The organism is Pseudomonas sp. UBA3149, from assembly GCF_002364655.1.
Classification (GTDB): Bacteria; Pseudomonadota; Gammaproteobacteria; order Pseudomonadales; family Pseudomonadaceae; genus Chryseomonas; species Chryseomonas luteola.
The window spans coordinates 394,610-415,271 of the sequence record NZ_DEYV01000010.1 but is presented as its reverse complement, the minus strand read 5'-3'; the positions used below and the strand labels follow the sequence as shown (position 1 = coordinate 415,271).

Below are 20,662 nucleotides of genomic sequence, written 5' to 3'. Positions count from 1 at the left end.
GAAGTTCCTTGCATCCACCTGGACAATATCAGGCAGCTGGCTCGCTAGCCTCTTCGAACGATGCCGGCGCGCAGACACAGCGCGGCACATAACATCACAATGGACAGCAAGGCCAGCTTGAGTCCTACTGCCTGGGCCAACAGACCGATCAGCGGAGGCCCCATGAGGAGCCCGCCATAGCCCAGGGTAGCAACAGCAGCAACGCCAACCCCCGGGTCAATGCCCGGGCGATTGCCTGCAGCACTGAAAAGGATCGGCACAATGATCGACAGTCCCAGACCGGCCAGAGCAAACCCAATGATCGAAATGATCGCATCAGGCGCCAGCAGCGCTACAACCATCCCCAGTGTTGCCAACCCTCCAAGCGCACGAACCAGTGAGTGATCCTGAAAGCGAACACGCAGGCGATCACCAAAGAGTCGGCCAAATACCATCGTGGCGGAAAAGGCGGCGTATCCCAAAGCGGATAACCCTTCGCTGGCACTTTTCACATCATGCAGAAGCAAGGCGCTCCAGTCAGCGATAGCGCCTTCGGACACAAACGAACACAACGCCATGAGACCCAGCCCTACGACTGCCATGGGCGGCAAACGCAGCCCCGAACCTTTATGGGTGCGCGCAGGCATGTGCTCATCAGGCAAAAGCCGTTTACCGCCAGGCAGTAGAAAGATAAGGGCAATCACTGCCAGTAAGAGGAAATGCCAGACGGGTGACAATGCCACCAGCGCAGCCGCCCCTAGCGCACCGACCAGGCCGCCAAGACTGTACATCCCGTGAAGAAGCGAAAGCGTCGGACGCCGAAGGGCTCGTTCGACTTCTACAGACTGCGTGTTGACCGCAACATCCATTGCGCCACTGGCCAAACCAATAAGATACATCGCCAAGGCGAAGCTGAGCCATTGATGGGCCAGCCCGACCAAGGGAAAGGCAAGCAGGAGCAGTAGCCCTCCACCAATTACAATCCGGCGGCTACCCAGCCAGCGCTGGAGAATTCCTGTCAGGGGGAACGCTGTCAAGGCACCCAGCCCCAGGCACAGCAACGCCTGTCCAAGCGTACCTTCGTCAAGTCCGGCCTGCATTTTCAAGGCCGGTATCCGCGCCATCAGACTGCCGTGCACCAGTCCATTGATAGCAAAGAAATAAGCGCAAGCCCAACGCGCAGAGCCTGCTAATGTCTTCTCAGCCATAACCACTCCAACAAAACAAAGCCCCGCCGAAGCGGGGCTTTGTTGAATCCGGTTGACTACTAGACAACCCAGGCAGTCAGAGCCGAAGCGGTTACCAGAAGTTCATCTGGCCATCCGATCAGGCCTCGGTTTTACCCGCAGCGCCTTTGACCAGCTGCTGTAGCTCACCTTTTTCGTGCAGCTCCAGCAGAATATCGCTACCGCCTACCAGCTCACCGTTTACCCACAACTGGGGGAACGTTGGCCAATTGGCATACTTAGGCAGATTGGCCCGGATCTCAGGATTTTGCAGAATGTCCACATAGGCGAACTTCTCACCACACGCCATCAACGCTTGCGAGGCACGGGCAGAGAAACCGCACTGCGGAGCATTGGGGGAGCCTTTCATGTAAAGAAGAACAGGGTTATTGGCGATCTGTTCTTTGATCGTTTCGATGATATCCACGGTGCACCTCGCTGAATTTCAGTGCTGACCAGTGTAACGGAAAACCCAGTGAAACGCTCGGTTTTGCCTCTGGCCACCCGTCCATACAGATAAGGACAACAGGAACAATTTACAAGCCTGATAACGGCGTGACTTGACGCAGAAGGAGAAATTGGCGGGAGGAAGAAAGAACGCGGCAGTCGTTTCTCTTCGAACCGGCGAACTCCATGTCCGCCGGTTCGAGCTCATCCTTAATGGATAGAGCTGATGGTGCCTTTCTGGCCAGTCACTTTGACGTTGACGGCCTTGTACACCAGGTAGTCCTGAACATCGACTTCATAACGCGGGGCAACGATTACGTCAGCGCCTGAAGCCTTGACAGCCTTGTAAGCTGCAGCAGCTTTAGCCGAGGAAACTGGATCCAGTCCCAGAGCAAAACCACCTTCGCCACCACCATAGGTAACGCCGTCTGCAAACTTGCTATCACCACCCAGCTTCAGCATACCGAACAGAACGTTTACGGAAGACTGACCTGTGATGGTTTCACCTACTTTGACATCCGCTTTCAGACCGGTATCAACCGCGCCACCCAGAGGTAGAGCTGGCTGACTTACGTTCTGGCTGGCACAGCCAGTGAGCAGGGCCAAAGTAGAGAAGGCAGCGGCATACACTACGCGTTTCATGCAATACTCCTTTGCATACAATTTTCCAATAACCCCGTTGCGGGGTAATAACGTCGCCTCGAAAGGCGGGCGGCATAGTAGTCATTTAACAAAAATGTAACAACCGTAGCGGAACAATTTTCCAATCTTTGTGAAGTTTTACCTTTTGCGTAATAACCGGTTGCAATCTCATCTTTTCTGCAGCCTCGCCAGGGATTTGCGCAAATATATAAATTACTTATAAGATCCGGCCCTTCCCTTTCCTCCGCATAGGTGCGGCAGTAGCTTTGGGTGTAGCCTGTTTTTCCTGAAGCCGGCCGGCACCCCTGGCCTGTATTCATAGGTATTGATGATGAGCGCTCGGCATTTTCTTTCGTTCATGGATTGCACACCCGATGAGCTGTTGCAGCTGATCCGCCGTGGCATCGAGCTGAAAGAACTGCGTAGTCGAGGCGTCAGCCACGAACCGTTGAAAAATCGTGTTCTTGGCATGATTTTCGAAAAGGCCTCGACCCGTACGCGTCTGTCCTTCGAGGCAGGCATGATCCAGCTAGGTGGCCAAGCCATTTTCCTGTCCCCGCGCGACACGCAGTTAGGCCGCGGTGAGCCGGTAGATGACTGTGCCCGCGTCATGTCCCGTATGCTCGATGGTGTCATGATCCGTACCTATGCCCACAGCACCCTGACGACCTTTGCGGCAAACTCCAACGTTCCGGTTATCAATGGACTGTCTGATGACCTTCATCCCTGTCAGCTGCTGGCTGATATGCAGACATTCTTCGAGCATCGCGGCAGCATTCAGGGCAAGGTCGTGGCCTGGATCGGTGACGGGAACAACATGTGCAACAGCTATATAGAAGCTGCCGAACAACTGGACTTCACCTTGCGTGTGGCCTGCCCTGAAGGCTTTGAGCCAAACGCCCGCTTCGTTGAGCGCGCCGGTGACCGCATTCAGATTGTTCGTGATCCAACGGAGGCCGTAGAAGGCGCTCATCTGGTCAGTACTGACGTTTGGACGTCGATGGGCCAGGAAGAGGAATCGAAAATTCGTCTGGAAACGTTCAAGGCGTATCAGGTCTCACGTGAGCTCTTGGACAAAGCCAGCCGGGACGTCGTTTTCATGCACTGCCTTCCAGCCCACCGCGGAGAAGAGATCAGTCACGACCTGCTGGAAGATCCACGCTCGGTCGTATGGGATGAAGCAGAGAACCGCCTGCATGCGCAAAAGGCATTGATGGAGTTTCTGATCCCACATACACGCAACGCATGAACATTCTCACGCTCAGCCATCTGGCCTGCGGCTACGGTGGCAGCACGATCGTAAGCGACCTGAGCCTGTCTCTTGAGTCAGGAGAGATTGGCTGTCTGCTTGGTCCATCGGGATGCGGGAAAACCACGACGCTGCGCGCCATCGCCGGATTCGAGCCTGTCATGCAGGGCGAAATCCGTCTCGCCGATCAGGTCATTTCCCGAGCGGGGTTTACCCTGGCGCCAGAGCAGCGCGGGATCGGCATGGTCTTTCAGGACTATGCTCTTTTTCCTCACCTGAACGTAGGTGACAACATCGCCTTTGGTATTCGCAAGCATCCCGAGCGCGAGCGCATCGTGGGTGAGCTGATGGCCCTGGTCAAACTGGAGCAGCTGGCTAAACGCTATCCTCATGAGCTGTCAGGTGGTCAACAGCAGCGTGTTGCCTTGGCTCGCGCCTTGGCACCGTCGCCTCGTCTGTTATTGATGGATGAACCTTTTTCCAACCTGGACGTAGAGCTTCGCCGATTGCTCAGCAGCGAAGTCCGGGATATTCTGAAAGCTCGAGGCACCAGCGCCATCCTGGTGACTCATGACCAGGAAGAAGCGTTTGCGGTAAGTGACAAGGTGGGGGTTTTTCAGCATGGCCATCTTGAGCAATGGGATACACCTGGGCACCTCTATCAGACCCCTGCCACGCCCTTTGTGGCAACGTTTGTAGGCCAGGGATTTTTCATTCCAGGTCTTGCCGTCGACTCAGAATCGATCAGAACGGAACTTGGGGTTGTCAGGGCCAGGAACAAAGCGTTCGAGGAAGGCGATGAGCTTCGCGTTCTCCTTCGGCCTGACGACATCCTCTATAGTCCCGCGAGCACGTTGACCGCGCAGGTGGTCAGCCAAGTATTTCTAGGTGCAAGCACCCGCTATCAACTGGCGCTTGCGTCAGGAGCACGCCTCGAAGCGTCCTTCCCAGGTTTTATTGAGCACAGCATCGGTGAACGGATCGGAATTGCGCTCAAGAAAACGGCGCTGACAACCTTCAGCGCCACATAACGTCAATCCAGCAATAGACGCCCACTGGCGACGCGGCGAGCGTGACCCGCAATGCTCACGCGCTCGCCATCCAGACGGCACCAGAGTTCCCCGCCCCGCTCCGAGCACTGGTAGGCTCGCAGCATCCGCTTCGCCAGGCGACGAGACCAATAGGGAATGAGGCTACAGTGAGCCGAGCCAGTCACAGGGTCCTCATTGATGCCAATACCAGGCGCAAAGAAACGGGACACGAAATCATACCGCTCACCTCGAGCAGTAATGATAACGCCCGGCCAACGCAGGCGCGCCAGAGCCGCAAAGTCAGGCTTGCAGTTGCGCACCGCCTCTTCCGACTCCAGGAGAACCAGTAGCTTATCTGCGCCCAGTACATCGACCGGACTAACGCCTAATGCACGCTCCAGCTCTGGTGTGGAACCGATCTCACTTGGAATTTGTGCGGGAAAATCCAGCGCCAGAAGCCCATCGTCTTCCTTATAGGCACGCAGGGTGCCGGAGCGGGAAATGAATTCGATCTTTTCTCCCGCTTCCTCATAAACAGTAAACAGTACATGAGCCGCTGCCAGCGTCGCATGGCCACACAACGGTATTTCAACCTTTGGGGTAAACCACCGAATGCGCCAGACATCACCCTCCCGACGGATAAAGGCCGTTTCCGCCAGATTATGCTCAGCGGCAATCTTCTGCATCAGATCGTCCGGCAACCATGCATCGAGACGGTAGACCATCGCTGGATTACCCGCGAACGGACGATCAGCGAAGGCATCGATTTGGTGAAAGTCGAGTTGCATGGTTTGCTCCATCTTTTCTTTTGAGTTCTTCGTACAGCATGAGCGAAACGTGCCTACGTCACAATGTACAGTTCACCAGCTATGACAGTTAAACTGGGCCGGCAACTCGCTCTGTGTAGGATCTCTCGGATCATCGGCACTCTTGTCAACAACCGCTACGGGCACACTCAAAGCCCGCTGTAATTGCGAGCAGCCAGATAGCGATCAAGGGAAAACACCAGAGCGGCAATAATTGACCATAGCGCAGTGAATCGATTGGTCAACTCACTTGAAAGGACTTCCTTTGCCCACTACCCCTACGAGCAGAGAACCTGCACATTACTCCCGTGCAATCTCGGCAAACTGCCCTGCGGTCAGGCTAGCCAGCGCCTGGGCAGACAGCTCCACTTCAAGGCCACGTCTGCCTGCACTGACATAAATGGTAGGAAACCGCTCGGCACTGCTGTCAATGAACGTTCTCAAGCGTTTCTTCTGCCCCAGCGGGCTGATTCCGCCTACCAGGTAGCCGGTAGCACGTTGGGCTACCTGAGGATTCGCCATGTCTGCCTTTTTGACAGACGCCGCATGGGCCAAGGCTTTCAGGTCAAGACTGCCACCTACCGGAACGATAGCCACCAGCAACTCCTCCTTCTCGGTAGCAGCCAACAATGTTTTGAACACCCGGACGGGTTCAAGTCCAAGCTTGTCTGCCGCCTCAAGTCCATACGAAGCGGCTTTGGGATCGTGTACATAACTGAGCACGCGATGCTCTATCTTGTACTTTTTAAGCAGGTTTATCGCTGGTGTCATGCCATTATCCTTGTGGCTTTATGATCCAGTTTGTCTTTGCCTTTGCAGCGTGTAAAGCCTTGTAACACCTTACTTGGGGCGTCCCGCAAGCGTGACCTGAAACACGCCTTATAAAGTTCCCTTTCAAACAAGTGTTTTGCCTGTCATAAAATATCCTGCTTCGCTCATCACAATTTTCTATGGGGATGAAAGAAGAACCTTTGACAACGTTCGATTTTGAAACTAACTTTTCGTTTCCGAAAGGATGTAGTTTCACTTTTTTTCTACTACCGCAATAAATACAACAATCAAGAGGCTCCTCGTATGAGTACTCCATTAATGCCCACCCTACGTGGGCAATGCATTGCCGAGTTTTTGGGAACAGGATTATTCATTTTCTTCGGAACCGGTTGCGTCGCTGCCATGAAGGTTGGCGGAGCCACTCTGGGGCTCTGGGAAATCAGCATCATATGGGGCATTGCGGTCAGCATGGGGGTTTACTTGAGCGCTGGCGTGTCGGGTGCACATCTGAGCCCTGCCGTTACCATTGCGCTTTGGCTGTTTGGCGGCTTCGAGCGTAGAAAAGTCCCGCTCTACATCATTTCGCAGATCGCAGGCGCTTTTTGTGGCGCCGCGCTGGTATACGGCCTGTATAACAGCCTCTTTTTCGAATACGAACAGGCTCACAATATGGTACGCGGTAGCGTAGCCAGCCTTGAGCTTGCGGGCGTGTTCTCCACCTATCCGAACGCAGCCCTGTCTGTTGGTCAGGCGTTCCTGGTCGAGATGGTCATTACCGCCATCCTGCTGGCCGTGATCATGGCCTTGACCGACGATGGCAATGGTCTTCCACGCGGCCCGCTGGCCCCGCTTCTAATTGGTTTGCTTGTTGCTGTGATCGGTGGATCCATGGGCCCATTGACAGGCTTCGCCATGAACCCGGCTCGTGACCTGGGTCCTAAACTTATGACCTTCCTGGCTGGCTGGGGTGATGTAGCCCTGACCGGTGGCCGCGATATACCCTATTTCCTGGTACCGATCTTCGCGCCCATCCTGGGTGCCTGCCTGGGTGCCGCTGCTTACAAGGCGCTCATCTGCCGTCACCTGCCCAGTCTTGGCTCAGCAGCGTGCGACATTCCAGTCAAAGAAACCTCAGTTGAAACGAATAAGAAAGACGCCGCCGCTCAGCCCAAGATCAGCGCGTCACAGGCTCAATAATAAGGATTTCCATCATGTCTAATAACAAGCATTACATCGTGGCCCTGGACCAGGGCACCACCAGCTCCCGCGCCATCGTGCTGGATCGTAACGCCAATGTGGTGAGCATTGCTCAGCGTGAATTCGCACAGATCTATCCGCAAGCCGGCTGGGTCGAGCATGACCCGATGGAAATCTGGGCTACCCAGAGCGCTACCTTTGTGGAGGCCCTGGCTCATGCAGGCATTAGCCATGACGATGTAGCCGCCATCGGTATTACCAACCAGCGCGAAACTGCCATCGTCTGGGACAAGACCACAGGCCGCCCGATTTACAATGCCATCGTATGGCAGAGCCGCCAAAGCACAGAGATCTGCAATCAGCTCAAGCGTGACGGCATGGAAGAACATATCCGCCGCACGACCGGACTGGTCATCGACCCCTACTTCTCCGGTACCAAGATCAAGTGGATCCTGGACCACGTGGAGGGCAGCCGTGAGCGCGCCCGCCGTGGCGAGCTGCTGTTCGGTACTGTCGATACGTGGCTGATCTGGAAGATGACCCAGGGCAAGGTCCATGTCACCGACTACACCAATGCCTCGCGCACCCTGATTTTTGATATCCATAAGCGTGACTGGGATCCCATGATGCTTGAAGCACTGGATATCCCCCGCGAAATGCTGCCGGAGGTTCGCTCCTCCTCCGAAGTCTACGGCTATGCCACTCTGGGCAGCAGCCAGGAAACCGGCATTCCGATCGCAGGGATTGCAGGTGACCAGCAAGCCGCCCTGTTTGGCCAAATGTGTGTAGAGCCGGGCCAAGCCAAGAATACCTATGGCACCGGCTGCTTCCTGCTGATGAACACTGGTGAGAAAGCAGTGCAGTCCCAGCATGGTTTGCTAACCACTATTGCCTGCGGACCGCGTGATGAAGTGAATTACGCACTGGAAGGCGCCATCTTTAATGGTGGCTCTACCGTTCAGTGGCTGCGCGATGAGCTCAAGGTCATTAACGAATCCCTGGATTCCGAGTACTTCGCCACCAAGGTGAAGGACAGCAATGGTATCTATCTGGTACCGGCCTTTACCGGCTTGGGCGCTCCCTACTGGGATCCCTATGCCCGCGGAGCCATGTTTGGCCTGACCCGCGGCGTCAAGGTTGAGCATCTGATTCGTGCAGCCCTGGAGTCGATTGCCTATCAGACTCGCGACGTACTGGATGCCATGCAGCAGGATGCCGGCGAGCGTCTACGCTCGCTACGTGTGGATGGCGGTGCCGTCGCAAACAACTTCCTCATGCAGTTCCAAGCCGACCTTCTAGGCACCTGCGTAGAGCGCCCCGAAATGAAGGAAACCACTGCCCTTGGTGCAGCGTATCTGGCTGGCTTGGCCACCGGCTTCTGGAGCAGCCTGGACGAACTACGCAACAAGAGCACCATCGAGCGCGTGTTCGAGCCCACCTGTGATGGCGACCATCGCGAGGAGCTTTACAAGGGCTGGAAGAAAGCTGTCGAGCGTACTCGCGGCTGGGCGCAGGACTGATGTCATTGGACGGGGCGACTGGGAAGTCGCCCTTTTCACATCAGGATGATGAAGTTGATGCACTGAACTGGCGCCCGGCGCCTCGCTACGGCATTCTTCCTGTCAAACCACCGTTGAAGGAAGATTGCATGAGCCTGGCGCCCCGTCAGCAGAACATCCTGGACCTTGTCCGCGAGCGTGGCTATGTCAGCATCGAGGAGCTTGCCCAGCATTTCACCGTAACCCCCCAGACGATTCGTCGAGACATCAACCAGCTGGCCGAAAGCGGTTTGCTGCGTCGTTATCACGGTGGTGCTGCCCATGACTCCAGCGTGGAAAACACGGCTTACACCATGCGTGCTGGACAAATGCGTGATGAGAAGCGTCGTATCGCGGAGGCCGTTGCAGCACAGGTCCCGGATCATGCCTCATTGTTCATTAACATCGGTACAACGACCGAAGCGATCGCTCACGCGCTGCTCAATCACCGTAGCCTGAAGATCATTACGAACAACCTCCATGTTGCGAACATCCTTAGTGCGAAAGAGGACTTCGAAGTCCTGATTGCAGGTGGCAGCGTGCGCAGTGACGGCGGCGTGGTAGGCCAGGCGACAGCTGACTTCATCAAGCAATTCAAAGTGGACTACGCGCTAGTTGGCATCAGCGGCATCGATGAAGACGGCACTCTGCTGGATTTCAATTATCAGGAGGTTCGCGTTTCACAGGCCATTTTCGAAAACGCACGCAAGGTCTTTCTGGCAGCCGACTCCAGTAAATTCGGACGCAGCGCCATGATTCGCCTGGGCTCGCTTGAGCAGATCGATGTGCTCTTTACCGAGTCTCAACCAGACGAAGCCTTTACCCGGCTGCTCTCTCAATTCAAAGTCCGTCTTGAAATCGCCTGACCAGAGTGTCAGGCCTTTCACATTTAATTCATTTAAGTTCGTTTATTTTCCTTTTAGAGTTTTTTTATCGGTTTACGACTGGCGCAAGGCAACTCTTTTGTCTACGATTGTTCGAATACGAACATTGATGTTCGTTTATAACAGGAGACGCCCATGCCTCAGTCCACTTTGCTCGGGACGCCGCCCCTTTCCGAGATCTACGACATCGCCGTGATCGGCGGTGGTATCAATGGTGTTGGTATTGCAGCCGATGCCGCAGGCCGTAACTTGTCCGTCTTTCTCTGCGAACGTGACGACCTGGCGAGACATACCTCCTCGGCCAGCAGCAAGCTGATTCATGGTGGCCTGCGTTATCTCGAACATTACGAATTTCGACTGGTACGCGAAGCGTTGGCCGAACGCGAGGTACTGCTGGCCAAGGCTCCGCATATCGTCAAGCCCATGCGCTTCGTCCTGCCGCACCGGCCACATCTGCGTCCGGCCTGGATGATTCGCGCAGGTCTCTTCCTTTATGACCACCTGGGCAAGCGTGAAAAGCTCCCCGCCTCCCGTGGTCTTCGGTTCGGTTCCGATAGCCCTCTGGTCAGTGATATCAACCAGGGTTTCGAGTATTCGGACTGCTGGGTAGACGATGCACGCCTCGTTGTACTCAACGCCATGGCTGCCCGCGAGCGTGGCGCCCATATTCATACCCGCACCACCTGCACAAGCGCCCATCGCGCTAACAAACTGTGGCACCTGACCCTTCAGCGTGAAGACGGCAGTACCTTCTCGATTAAGGCAAAAGCCCTGGTCAATGCGGCAGGTCCATGGGTTGCCCAGATCGTTCGCGAAAACATCAAAGAGCGCTCGCCCTATGGTATTCGACTGATTCAAGGCAGCCACATCGTCGTGCCCAAGCTATATGAAGGCGATCATGCCTACATCATGCAGAACGAAGATCGTCGGATTGTCTTTGCGATTCCGTACCTGGGCCGTTACACCATGATTGGTACCACGGATCGTGAGTACAAAGGTGATCCAGCCAACGTACAGATTACCGAGCAGGAAACTGACTACATCCTAGGTGTGGCAAACGCACACTTCCGCCACAAGCTGACCCGCAGTGACGTCCTGCATACGTTCTCGGGCGTACGCCCCCTGTGTGATGACGAGTCAGACAATCCTTCAGCCATTACTCGTGACTACACCCTGTCACTGTCGGCTCCTGAAAACGATGCGCCTTTGCTGTCGGTCTTTGGTGGAAAACTGACCACGTACCGCAAGCTGGCCGAGTCGGCCATGCAGCAGTTGCAGCCGTTCTTCAAGACGATGGGACAGCCTTGGACAGCCAAGGCTACGCTACCGGGCGGAGAAGACATGACGACGCCTGAAGCACTGGCCAAACAGTTACAGGCACAGGTCAAGGATTTGCCAGCAGCACTTGCCCAGCGCTGGTCAACCACCTATGGCAACCGCACGCGCAAGCTATTGGAAGGCGTTACGCAAATGGCCGACCTAGGCGAATGCCTGGGGGCGGACCTGTATGCGCGTGAAGTGGATTATCTCCATGCTTACGAATGGGCCAACGCGGCAGACGACATACTCTGGCGCCGGACCAAGCTGGGCCTTGAGTTTACCCCTGGTGACAAGACCAAGCTGGAAACCTATCTAGGCAGTCTGGATATCCGCAAGGCCAGTCACGCAGCAGCGTAATGGATACGTGAATGAAACTGGCCGAATCATGAGCCAGTTTCATTCATGCCCTCCTTGGCTTGGAAATCATTCATAATGGATACCTGCTGCACTCATCAGGATCCAGGCCATGCTCGAACTTCGTCACTTGAAAACGCTACACGCACTGCGTGAGGCTGACAGCCTTGTCGAAGCTGCCGAACGTCTTCATCTGACCCAATCTGCACTGTCTCATCAGTTCAAGGAGCTTGAAGAGCGCCTTGGTCTGAGCCTGTTCGTCCGCAAGACCAAGCCAGTGCGCTTTACCAGTGCCGGCCTGCGCCTCCTGCAATTGGCTGATGCGGTATTGCCTCAGCTTCGCAGTGCGGAACGTGACCTGTCACGCTTTGCTGGCGGCACTGCCGGGCGCCTCAACATTGCCATTGAATGCCATAGCTGCTTTCAGTGGCTGATGCCTACCATTGATCAGTTTCGTGATTCCTGGGCTGAAGTGGAGATGGATCTCGCCTCGGGCTTTTCATTCGCCCCGCTACCAGCCCTGGCACGTGGCGATCTTGACCTTGTCGTCACGTCAGACCCGATTGATCTCACCGGCATCACTTACATTCCGCTTTTTACTTATGAAGCGCAGCTAGCTATGGCCAACCAGCATCCCTTAGCTGGCAAGCCTTACATCGTGCCTGAGGATCTGGCTGAAGAAACGCAGATCACCTATCCGGTCGACCGTGAGCGTCTGGACATCTTCAGGCAATTTCTCGACCCGGCCGGCGTCGAGCCTGCCGGCATACGTACGGCAGAGCTGACGGTCATGATGCTGCAGTTGGTAGCATCCGGCCGGGGCGTATGTTGTCTTCCTAACTGGGCGCTCCATGAGTACAGCTCGCGTGGCTATGTGACCGCGAAGCGTCTGGGTGAGAAAGGCTTGTATGCCACACTGTATGCCGGTATTCGAGAGGACATGCTGGAAGCTCCCTTCATGCAGGACTTTTTACTAACAGCCAAGGACACATCCTTCGCTACGCTTGAAGGCGTCAGTGCGGCACGTTAGGGATCAATCTGACCGCTCCGTCAGTCGCCGGTACAGGTACGCCCCAAACACTAGCGCCGCAGCACTGGTTGCTGCCACGACCATGCGCTCATCAGGACGACGCCATCCTCCATCGACACTGCGATTGCCACTGGGAGGGCTGAACAGATTGCCCGAGGAGTGCTCTACCGGCTCCATTCGACTCAAGGCGCGATCCATAAAGATCCGGGACAGCCGAGCATAGCCAGGCACCAGCGCATGGGCTGCACGAAGTACCGTGGCGGCTTGCCCTACTGTCGTAGACTTGCGTGGATAACGCGCCATGGAGAGGATGGCTCTGGCGACCTTTCGAGCATCATAAACAGGTGGCGTCGGCTTTATTGTCCTTCCACTGTAATTACCGCCGTCTCGCAGCCCTGGCGTATCGATGAACGCAGGGTAAACATCGCAGACATGAATATCGGACCAGCGCGTAAGCTCGCCTCTCAAGGCTTCGGTAAACCCTCTCAGGCCTGACTTGGCAGCCGAATAGGCCACTGCATAGGGAAGCGGTACCCAGCTGCCTACCGATAAGGTATTGATCAAAACCCCTGACCCTTGCCGTTTGAAAACCGGCACAACGGCGTAGGCGCCACGCAGATAGCCTAGAAGGTCGGTCTGCACGACGCGTTCATGCGCCTCAAAAGGCGTCTCATCAAACTTGCCTACCGCACCGATACCCGCATTGTTGACCCAGATATCAATCCGTCCGTGTCCAAATTCCAGCGCACGCTCGGCCAATTGCGAGACTGACTCCATCAACGTGACATCCGTAGGCACACCAATCGCCCGGCCTCCCAAGAGAAGACACTCGGAAACCGTATCGTCTAATGCCGCCTTATCTCGAGCAGCCAATACCAGGCAAGCCCCCTGCCGTGCAAACGCCTGAGCGGTGGCCCGACCAATCCCGCTGGAAGCGCCAGTAATGACCACAATGGCGCTATCTAGATTGCGTGCTTTCATCAGGTATCCCCTTTTGCTTTCAAGCTGATTAAAAGAGGACCCCGCTTACCGCCAGCCATTCCTTCATTCAGACATAAAAAAAGCCCTCAAAATCATGAGGGCTTTTTTCAGTGAGGCCGGATTACTGGGAAGACTTGCTTCCGCCCGGAAACCCTGCAAAACGCTTGTTGAAGCTAGAGACGCGACCCTCGCTTTTCAACTGGCGCTGCTCACCGGTATAGATTGGATGCGAAGCACTGGACACGTCCAGTGCCACATAGGGATAGGTCTTGCCTTCAAATTCCTGGGTACGATCAGTCTGTGCCGTAGAGCCGATCAGGAAGTAATGATCTGCCGTGGTGTCATGGAAAAGCACTGGCCGATAGTTAGGATGAATATTCGGTTTCATGGTACCTCCTGGATACTCGGTTGGACTCTACATCGAGCCGCTTCGTTACATTATAACGATACATTACCAATATAAGGTCTTGGCGGTGGCTTTCAACCCTTACCAGCAGATTAATTTCACTAAGGTCTGAAAACGGTACCCAGTCCCCGTAATAGCCTGTTGCCTTGAGTCATTCGGGCGGAAAAATGCAACTTACCCCCACAAATGCTTGTCGTTTCCCTGTGGAGCAATACCTCCCCACCCCAACGGAGCAACCGGTAAGGAACTATGTGCGGTATAGCTGGAGAATTACGTTTCGATAATCGTCCCGTCACCCTGGCCACGCTGGAACGGGTCACCCATCGCCTCGCTCAACGCGGCCCCGACGCCTGGGGCTTTCATAGCCAAGGCCCTGTTGCGCTAGGCCACCGACGCCTGAAAATCATGGATCTGGCAGAAGCCTCTGGTCAGCCCATGATTGACTCGGACACGGGCCTGTCGATGGTTTTCAACGGCGCCATCTACAACTACCCAGAGCTGCGCAGCGAGCTGGAGGCCAAGGGTTATCGCTTCCACTCTGGCGGCGATACCGAAATTCTGCTCAAGGCCTATCACGCCTGGGGCAAGGAGATGCTGCCCAAACTCAACGGCATGTTCGTCTTCGCTATTTGGGATCGCGATAAGCAGCAAATGTTCATTGCACGCGATCGCCTGGGCATCAAGCCCTTGTACCTGAGTCAGACCAATGAACGCCTGCGCTTTGCTTCAAGCCTGCCCGCCCTGCTTGAAGCAGATGATATCGATACCTCTCTCGATCCCGTCGCGCTGAACTACTACCTCAACTTCCATGCTGTTGTACCAGCGCCCCGCACCATCCTGAACGGCGTAAAAAAGATGCCGCCAGCCACATGGATGGTCATTGACGCCAATGGCAAAACCGAACAGCAAACCTGGTGGACGCTGAATTACGGCCCAACTGCCGATGAAGCCAACTACACCATGGAAGACTGGAGCGGCGAAGTCCTGAACAGCTTGCGCGATGCTGTCTCGATTCGACAGCGGGCAGCCCGCGATGTAGGTGTGCTGCTGTCTGGCGGTGTGGACTCAAGCCTGCTGGTCGGCTTGCTGCACGAGTCCGGCGTACGCGATCTGCTGACCTTCTCCATCGGGTTTGAAGATGCAGGTGGAGAGCGTGGGGATGAGTTTCAGTATTCAGACCTGATCGCTCAGCGCTACGGTACACGGCATCACAGGCTGCGCATCAACGAATCTGAAATCATTGAGCAATTGCCCGCCGCGTTCAGAGCCATGAGCGAGCCGATGGTAAGCCATGACTGTATCGCCTTCTACCTCCTGTCGCGTGAAGTGTCCAAGCATTGCAAGGTTGTACAGAGTGGCCAAGGTGCGGACGAGCTTTTTGCAGGCTACCACTGGTATCCACAGGTTAATGGCGCGGCAGATCCGTTTACAGCTTACCGAGCCGCTTTCTTCGATCGTGACTATGCTGAATACGCAGCTACTGTTCAGGACAGCCGCCGTCTGGATCATGACGCTGCAGGTGATTTCGTTCGTCAGCACTTTGCACAACCCGGCGCAGTAGCTGGCGTTGATAAGGCGCTACGCCTGGACAGCACTGTGATGCTGGTAGACGACCCGGTCAAACGAGTCGACAACATGACCATGGCATGGGGCCTGGAAGCGCGTGTTCCTTTCCTTGACTATAAGCTGGCGGAACTGTCTGCCCGTATTCCGGCGCAGTTCAAGCTGGGAGACGGCGGCAAACACGTCCTCAAGGAAGCAGCTCGCAAGGTGATTCCGGCAGAAGTCATTGACCGCCCCAAAGGCTATTTCCCGGTACCGGGCCTGAAGCATCTGCAAGGTAATACCCTGACCTGGGTACGTGAGTTGCTGCTTGATCCCAGCCAGGATCGCCAGCTATTCAATACTGCAGAAATCGATCGACTCCTGAAGAACCCTGACGACCAGATTACACCGCTACGGGGCTCCAAGCTCTGGCAGCTCGCCGCCCTTAATTTGTGGCTGAGTGAACATGGCCTATAAGTGTTGGAGTATTGCACGATGAAAGCCGCCTACTATAATAATCAGCGTCTTCAAAGGGCTCAGACGCCCAATTATGAGCGTCTACAGGCCCAGATGACTGGGGCTGAACGGGCTACGTGCCAATCCGTTTGCCTGCATTGCGGATGGGGTCGAATTCTAATCGGCCATACGTTCTCCGACGCATCGGTATTGGCTAAGGAACTTCTCAAGGAAGAGGCCGGCGAGCGAGACATCGCCCTATACGTGGCTGCGCCTCAGCAGGTACTGGCCTATGCACCGCAACAGCTTTTCCTGGATCCATCCGACACGTTGCGGCTGTGGTTCACCGACTATCGCCCCGCACATGCGCCCTTCCGCGGCTTTCGTATTCGCCGGGCCTTTAGCGAAAGCGACTGGAGCGAGATCAATCGTCTCTACCAGACGCGCCATATGCTGCCCGTGGATATCGAAAAACTCACGCCCCGACACAAGGGTGGGCCGGTCTACTGGCTAGCAGAAGATCAGGACACGGGCGCCATTATCGGCTCGGTCATGGGGCTGAACCACGCTAAGGCATTCAACGATCCCGAAGGCGGCTCAAGTCTCTGGTGTCTGGCTGTCGCGCCTGACTGCCCTCGCCCAGGTGTGGGAGAGGCTCTGGTTCGTCACCTGATTGAGCACTACGCCAGCCGCGGCCTGGCGTTCCTGGACCTATCGGTCATGCATGACAACAGTCAAGCCAAGCGTCTTTACGACAAGCTGGGCTTTCGGGAACTCCAGACCTTTACCGTCAAGCGCAAGAACGCAATCAACCAGACCCTTTTCCTCGGCCCTGGCCCTGAGGCAGGGCTTAATCCCTATGCCAAGATCATCGTAGATGAGGCTCAACGTCGCGGGATCGATGTACAAGTAGATAATGCCCAGGCTGGTCTTTTTACCCTCATACAGGGGGGCCGCCGAATCCGCTGCCGCGAATCACTGTCGGACCTGACCAGCGCTGTCACCATGACACTTTGTCAGGACAAGACCCTCACAATCCGGACACTCAAGGAAGCAGGATTACGGGTTCCTGATCAGTGTCTAGCCAGTGAAGATGAAGAAAACGAAACGTTTCTTGCCAAGCACGGCGCCCTGGTTGTAAAGCCGGTCAACGGTGAGCAGGGCAAAGGCGTCGCCGTGGATGTACGTGATCCTGAGCACCTGAAAGCCGCGATTGCCCAAGCTCGTCGCTACGACGATAACGTGCTGCTCGAAAGCTACCATGCAGGTCTTGACCTGCGCATTGTTGTCATTGGTCATGAAGCCGTGGCGGCCGCTATACGGCGTCCTGCCGAGGTCATTGGTGACGGTCGTCGAAACATTCATGAGTTGATCGAACACCAGAGCCGCCGCCGCCAAGCAGCAACCGGAGGCGAAAGTCGGATACCTCTGGATGAAGAAACCGAGCGCGCGATCAAGTCTGCCGGCTACAGTTATGACACGGTCCTACCAGAAGGCACCCGCCTGTTTGTCCGCAAGACAGCAAATCTTCATACCGGGGGCACGCTGGAAGACGTTACCGATATTCTTCACCCAGAACTGGCGCAGGCCGCGGTAGCCGCTGCCAAGGCCTTGGATATCCCAGTGACAGGCATGGATCTATTGGTACCGGCTGCTGATCAAAGTGAATACGTAATCATTGAAGCCAATGAGCGGCCAGGCTTGGCCAACCATGAACCCCGCCCTACGGCGGAGCGCTTCATTGATCTGTTGTTTCCCCTGTCTCGAGAGGTGCCCGCTTGAATAAGCTGCCGACACCGGATCTGGATTATCTGCGCCGTGTCCTGCTGGAAATGCTCGCCATTCCAAGCCCGACAGGCTTTACAGACACAATCGTCATGTACGTGGCCGAGCGCTTGAGTGAAATCGGCATTCCCTACGAGCTGACACGACGAGGAACGATTCGCGCCACACTAAAAGGACGTAAGGAAAGCCCCGACCGAGCGGTTTCCGCTCACTTGGATACGATCGGTGCCATCGTCAGGGAAATCAAGGATAACGGCCGTCTGAGCCTGGCGGCGGTAGGCCATTGGTCCAGCCGTTTTGCCGAAGGAAGTCGGGTCAGTATCTTTACCGACAACGGAACCCTACGTGGCAGCGTACTACCCCTGCTCGCCTCTGGGCATGCCTTCAATACCGAAGTCGACAAGATGCCCGTCAGCTGGGATCACATCGAGCTACGTCTAGACGCTACCACCAAAAGCCGTTCAGAGACGGAATACCTGGGTGTACGCGTAGGAGATTTCGTAGCTTTTGATCCGCTACCGGAGTTCACGGAGAGCGGCTACATCAGCGCTCGTCACCTGGACGACAAGGCAGGTGTAGCCGCTCTGCTAACGGCGCTCAAGATGATTCAGGAAGCCGGTATTGTTCCCCCCATAGACTGCCACCCTCTCTTTACCATCACGGAAGAAGTAGGGTCTGGCGCGGCGGGTGCATTGCCTTGGGATGTCAGTGAGTTTGTCGGTATCGATATCGCTCCGGTTGCTCCTGGGCAACAGTCCGATGAGCATCGGGTCAGTGTCGCCCTGCAGGACTCAAGCGGCCCTTACGATTATCACTTGTCACGCCATCTGCTGCGTATTGCAGAGCGAAACAGCATTCCGGTCAGGCGTGACCTGTTCCGCTACTACTACAGCGATGCCCACTCTGCTATCAATGCAGGGCACGACATCCGGATTGCGCTTCTGGCGTTTGGCTGTGATGCCACCCACGGCTATGAGCGGACGCACATTGTCAGTCTGGCAGCACTAAGCCAGCTCTTGGTGGGCTATATGACCAGCCCGCCCGTGTTCGATAGCGACGCAGCGCCAGCAGATAATTCCGTTGACCGCTTTACGCATCAGCTCGATTTGGAAGAGACGCATCAGGACAACCAGACGCATCTGCCTCACATTGAGGAATTAATCAAAGAGGGCGGGAAAACATAGTGACCGATAACGCCGCCCCGCTGGGCGGCGTCCTCTCGCCAACTGGCCAAGCTGTACGTTAGCATCGCTGCCCGCTTCAGGAACTGCCGCCATGCTCATACCCTACGACATGCTCAACCCCGATACGCTAGGCAACCTTCTCGAAGACTTTGTTACGCGAGAAGGAACGGATAACGGTGATGAGACACCTCTGGAGACGCGTGTAGCACGTGCACGTCGGGCGCTGGAAAATGGGGAAGCCGTTATCGTATTCGAGCCGGACAGCGGCCAGTGCCAGCTGATGCTCAGACGGGACGTTCCCAAGGAGTGGCTAAACACTCCAGATGAAGAGACACTTTCCTGACAGGCCTGAATATTCAGTGCACTGACAATTTCGGCCCTATTACCAATACCGTCACGCCCAGCAGACACAGTGCAGCCCCTGCCAGATCGGTCCAGGCGGGTCTGGTTTTTTCAACCAGGCCCAACCAGGCCAGCGATGCCACGATATAGATCCCACCGTAAGCAGCATAGGCTCTGCCAGCGTAAGCCGCCTCCACACGTGTCAACACAAGCGCAAACAGGGTAAGCGATAAAAGCCCTGGGAGCAGCCACAGCGGACTCTTGCCCAGTCTGAGCCATAACCAGAATGTGTAGCAGCCGGCGATCTCAAAACAGGCAGCCAAGGCGAACCAGAAATAATTAAGCATGATATTTACACTTAGCCGTCCTGGCGGAACGGCAATGCGTCTGTAGCGGCCTGCGCATAACGCTTGATGCCTTCGCGCTCCTGATCCAGGAACCCGCTCACGGCCTCACGAAGCCCAGGGTGTACCAGATAGTGCCATGAATGGGTAAAGACCGGCTCAAACCCTCGAACCAGCTTGTGCTCTCCTTGCGCGCCCGCATCAAAGCGGGTCAGCCCTTCACTAATGGCATGATCAATCCCCTGATAGAAACATGTCTCAAAATGCAGCCGGTCAAACTCGGCCAGACAGCCCCAGTAACGTCCGTAAAGAGTCTTTTCATCGCACAGGTAAAATGCCATGGCCACAGGTCGGCTCTCCTGACGAGCCAGGACAACGCGAATGGCCTCAGGCATGCGCTCAGCCAGTTCGCTGAAGAACTCACGGGTCAGGTAGGGATCCTGTCCTCTTACGGCGTACGTATTGGCATAACAGGCATAGACAAAATCCCACTCCTGCTCAGTAAGCGACCCGCCCTCTCGCCATTCAAAATCGATACCCTGCCCTGCAACTTGCTCACGCTCCTTGCGAAGCTGCTTGCGCTTACGTGACGCCAGCGCATCCAGGAAGTCCTGAAAATCCCGATACCCTCTGTTGTGCCAATGAAACTGACACCCAAGCCGTTCGAGCCAGCCTTCTCGATCAGTCAACAAGTGATCTGTCGCTTCGTTGGTAAAATTGACATGCAAACTCGAAAGTCCGCGGCCCTCCAGCTTGCTGGTCACTACATGCAGTAGCTCCTCACAAGCTGTACGCTCCCCTAGCAGACGAGCGCCTCCTACCGGGGAAAAGGGAACAGCGGCAAGAAGCTTCGGGTAATAATCAATACCCGCACGGTGGCAGGCATCAGCCCAGGCCCAATCAAATACGTACTCTCCATAGGAGTGGTACTTTATGTAGGCAGGCATGGCCGCTCTCAACGTACCCTCTAGATCACGCACAATATAGTGCGCTGGCTTCCAGCCCGTACGACGCCCTACGCTTCCACTGATCTCCAGAGCATGTAGAAATTCATGCCGCATAAACGGCTGGTTATCCGGTAACAGCGCATTCCACGCCTGCGCAGGCAGCTCGGACAGGTTATCTAGCCGCTCGATAATCACTGA

The 20,662-nt window shown here is 55.7% G+C and carries 20 protein-coding genes; 11 read left to right on the top strand and 9 right to left on the bottom strand.

The genetic code is table 11. The features are described 5' to 3' along the window. Positions 1–44 precede the first annotated feature (44 nt). The 3 genes from B3729_RS07985 to B3729_RS07975 form a co-directional block, all read right to left on the bottom strand. The gene (locus tag B3729_RS07985; RefSeq protein ID WP_286787554.1) at positions 45–1,187 is read right to left on the bottom strand and encodes an MFS transporter; all 1,143 of its coding nucleotides are present in this window, start codon (positions 1,185–1,187) and stop codon (positions 45–47) included. 118 nt (positions 1,188–1,305) lie between these two features. After that, complete coding sequence (gene grxD / locus B3729_RS07980) at positions 1,306–1,632, bottom strand: Grx4 family monothiol glutaredoxin (protein WP_010795086.1); 327 nt, start codon at positions 1,630–1,632, stop codon at positions 1,306–1,308. A gap of 230 nt (positions 1,633–1,862) precedes the next feature. Beyond that, positions 1,863–2,294 (bottom strand): hypothetical protein, encoded by a 432-nt coding sequence (locus B3729_RS07975; protein WP_010795087.1) that lies wholly within the window; start codon positions 2,292–2,294, stop codon positions 1,863–1,865. A 331-nt stretch (positions 2,295–2,625) separates the two neighbouring features. On the opposite strand from B3729_RS07975, the gene argF reads away from it, so the two are divergent. Beyond that, positions 2,626–3,543: an ornithine carbamoyltransferase gene (gene argF / locus B3729_RS07970; protein ID WP_125888248.1), complete on the top strand. Its 918-nt coding sequence runs from the start codon at positions 2,626–2,628 to the stop codon at positions 3,541–3,543. Then, a complete protein-coding gene (locus B3729_RS07965) occupies positions 3,540–4,574 on the top strand; it encodes an ABC transporter ATP-binding protein (RefSeq protein ID WP_286787553.1) in 1,035 nt (344 codons plus the stop codon). The genes argF and B3729_RS07965 overlap by 4 nt, the downstream gene beginning before the upstream one ends. A 2-nt stretch (positions 4,575–4,576) precedes the next feature. On the opposite strand, the gene B3729_RS07960 is transcribed toward B3729_RS07965, so the two are convergent. Together B3729_RS07960 and ybaK are read right to left on the bottom strand one after the other, a co-directional pair. Further along, the gene (locus B3729_RS07960) at positions 4,577–5,362 is read right to left on the bottom strand and encodes a PhzF family phenazine biosynthesis protein (protein WP_019365832.1); all 786 of its coding nucleotides are present in this window, start codon (positions 5,360–5,362) and stop codon (positions 4,577–4,579) included. Between the two features lie 318 nt (positions 5,363–5,680). After that, complete coding sequence (gene ybaK, locus B3729_RS07955; protein ID WP_010795091.1) at positions 5,681–6,151, bottom strand: Cys-tRNA(Pro) deacylase; 471 nt, start codon at positions 6,149–6,151, stop codon at positions 5,681–5,683. 303 nt (positions 6,152–6,454) lie between these two features. Between ybaK and B3729_RS07950 the strand changes: the two genes are divergently transcribed. From B3729_RS07950 to metR, 5 genes are all read left to right on the top strand, one after another. Further along, complete coding sequence (locus B3729_RS07950) at positions 6,455–7,348, top strand: MIP/aquaporin family protein (RefSeq protein WP_010795092.1); 894 nt, start codon at positions 6,455–6,457, stop codon at positions 7,346–7,348. Between the two features lie 14 nt (positions 7,349–7,362). Next, complete coding sequence (gene glpK, locus B3729_RS07945; RefSeq protein ID WP_286787552.1) at positions 7,363–8,868, top strand: glycerol kinase GlpK; 1,506 nt, start codon at positions 7,363–7,365, stop codon at positions 8,866–8,868. 128 nt (positions 8,869–8,996) lie between these two features. Beyond that, complete coding sequence (locus B3729_RS07940; RefSeq protein WP_010795094.1) at positions 8,997–9,752, top strand: DeoR/GlpR family transcriptional regulator; 756 nt, start codon at positions 8,997–8,999, stop codon at positions 9,750–9,752. Positions 9,753–9,905: 153 nt separating this feature from the next. Continuing rightward, complete coding sequence (gene glpD, locus B3729_RS07935; RefSeq protein WP_010795095.1) at positions 9,906–11,447, top strand: glycerol-3-phosphate dehydrogenase; 1,542 nt, start codon at positions 9,906–9,908, stop codon at positions 11,445–11,447. A gap of 109 nt (positions 11,448–11,556) precedes the next feature. Further along, complete coding sequence (metR, locus tag B3729_RS07930) at positions 11,557–12,474, top strand: transcriptional regulator MetR (RefSeq protein ID WP_010795096.1); 918 nt, start codon at positions 11,557–11,559, stop codon at positions 12,472–12,474. 3 nt (positions 12,475–12,477) lie between these two features. Here metR and B3729_RS07925 read toward each other — a convergent pair whose 3' ends face one another. After that, positions 12,478–13,455, bottom strand: coding sequence for an SDR family oxidoreductase (locus tag B3729_RS07925; protein WP_286787551.1), 978 nt, complete (start codon positions 13,453–13,455; stop codon positions 12,478–12,480). Positions 13,456–13,576: 121 nt separating this feature from the next. Beyond that, complete coding sequence (locus B3729_RS07920) at positions 13,577–13,843, bottom strand: type B 50S ribosomal protein L31 (protein ID WP_010795098.1); 267 nt, start codon at positions 13,841–13,843, stop codon at positions 13,577–13,579. Positions 13,844–14,110: 267 nt separating this feature from the next. Here B3729_RS07920 and B3729_RS07915 point away from each other — a divergent pair, with 267 nt between their 5' ends. The 4 genes from B3729_RS07915 to B3729_RS07900 all read left to right on the top strand — a co-directional run bounded on the left by B3729_RS07915 (position 14,111) and on the right by B3729_RS07900 (position 19,174). Continuing rightward, entirely contained in the window at positions 14,111–15,883 is a 1,773-nt protein-coding gene (locus B3729_RS07915; RefSeq protein ID WP_286787550.1) for an N-acetylglutaminylglutamine amidotransferase, read from the top strand. Positions 15,884–15,901: 18 nt separating this feature from the next. Further along, on the top strand, positions 15,902–17,644 hold the full coding sequence (ngg, locus tag B3729_RS07910; RefSeq protein ID WP_286787549.1) for an N-acetylglutaminylglutamine synthetase: 1,743 nt from the start codon (positions 15,902–15,904) through the stop codon (positions 17,642–17,644). Beyond that, positions 17,641–18,831 carry an osmoprotectant NAGGN system M42 family peptidase gene (locus B3729_RS07905; protein ID WP_010795101.1) on the top strand — a complete coding sequence of 397 codons (1,191 nt, stop codon included), beginning with the start codon at positions 17,641–17,643 and terminating at the stop codon, positions 18,829–18,831. The genes ngg and B3729_RS07905 overlap by 4 nt, the downstream gene beginning before the upstream one ends. Positions 18,832–18,922: 91 nt before the next feature. After that, on the top strand, positions 18,923–19,174 hold the full coding sequence (locus B3729_RS07900; RefSeq protein ID WP_010795102.1) for a YheU family protein: 252 nt from the start codon (positions 18,923–18,925) through the stop codon (positions 19,172–19,174). Positions 19,175–19,187: 13 nt separating this feature from the next. Here B3729_RS07900 and B3729_RS07895 read toward each other — a convergent pair whose 3' ends face one another. Then, positions 19,188–19,520, bottom strand: coding sequence for a YnfA family protein (locus B3729_RS07895; protein WP_010795103.1), 333 nt, complete (start codon positions 19,518–19,520; stop codon positions 19,188–19,190). Positions 19,521–19,531: 11 nt separating this feature from the next. Further along, positions 19,532–20,659, bottom strand: coding sequence for a GNAT family N-acetyltransferase (locus B3729_RS07890; protein ID WP_122042080.1), 1,128 nt, complete (start codon positions 20,657–20,659; stop codon positions 19,532–19,534). Between the last annotated feature and the right edge of the window lie 3 nt (positions 20,660–20,662).

Bases quoted from the DNA above. Each gene is read 5' to 3' on its own strand.
- B3729_RS07895 (WP_010795103.1), bottom strand. From the start codon at position 19,520: ATGCTTAATTATTTCTGGTTCGCCTTGGCTGCCTGTTTTGAGATCGCC.
- B3729_RS07985 (WP_286787554.1), bottom strand. From the start codon at position 1,187: ATGGCTGAGAAGACATTAGCAGGCTCTGCGCGTTGGGCTTGCGCTTAT.
- B3729_RS07950 (WP_010795092.1), top strand. From the start codon at position 6,455: ATGAGTACTCCATTAATGCCCACCCTACGTGGGCAATGCATTGCCGAG.
- glpD (WP_010795095.1), top strand. From the start codon at position 9,906: ATGCCTCAGTCCACTTTGCTCGGGACGCCGCCCCTTTCCGAGATCTAC.
- B3729_RS07975 (WP_010795087.1), bottom strand. From the start codon at position 2,294: ATGAAACGCGTAGTGTATGCCGCTGCCTTCTCTACTTTGGCCCTGCTC.
- B3729_RS07940 (WP_010795094.1), top strand. From the start codon at position 8,997: ATGAGCCTGGCGCCCCGTCAGCAGAACATCCTGGACCTTGTCCGCGAG.
- B3729_RS07915 (WP_286787550.1), top strand. From the start codon at position 14,111: ATGTGCGGTATAGCTGGAGAATTACGTTTCGATAATCGTCCCGTCACC.
- argF (WP_125888248.1), top strand. From the start codon at position 2,626: ATGAGCGCTCGGCATTTTCTTTCGTTCATGGATTGCACACCCGATGAG.
- B3729_RS07900 (WP_010795102.1), top strand. From the start codon at position 18,923: ATGCTCATACCCTACGACATGCTCAACCCCGATACGCTAGGCAACCTT.
- metR (WP_010795096.1), top strand. From the start codon at position 11,557: ATGCTCGAACTTCGTCACTTGAAAACGCTACACGCACTGCGTGAGGCT.
- B3729_RS07965 (WP_286787553.1), top strand. From the start codon at position 3,540: ATGAACATTCTCACGCTCAGCCATCTGGCCTGCGGCTACGGTGGCAGC.
- B3729_RS07920 (WP_010795098.1), bottom strand. From the start codon at position 13,843: ATGAAACCGAATATTCATCCTAACTATCGGCCAGTGCTTTTCCATGAC.
- ybaK (WP_010795091.1), bottom strand. From the start codon at position 6,151: ATGACACCAGCGATAAACCTGCTTAAAAAGTACAAGATAGAGCATCGC.
- glpK (WP_286787552.1), top strand. From the start codon at position 7,363: ATGTCTAATAACAAGCATTACATCGTGGCCCTGGACCAGGGCACCACC.
- B3729_RS07960 (WP_019365832.1), bottom strand. From the start codon at position 5,362: ATGCAACTCGACTTTCACCAAATCGATGCCTTCGCTGATCGTCCGTTC.
- B3729_RS07925 (WP_286787551.1), bottom strand. From the start codon at position 13,455: ATGAAAGCACGCAATCTAGATAGCGCCATTGTGGTCATTACTGGCGCT.
- ngg (WP_286787549.1), top strand. From the start codon at position 15,902: ATGAAAGCCGCCTACTATAATAATCAGCGTCTTCAAAGGGCTCAGACG.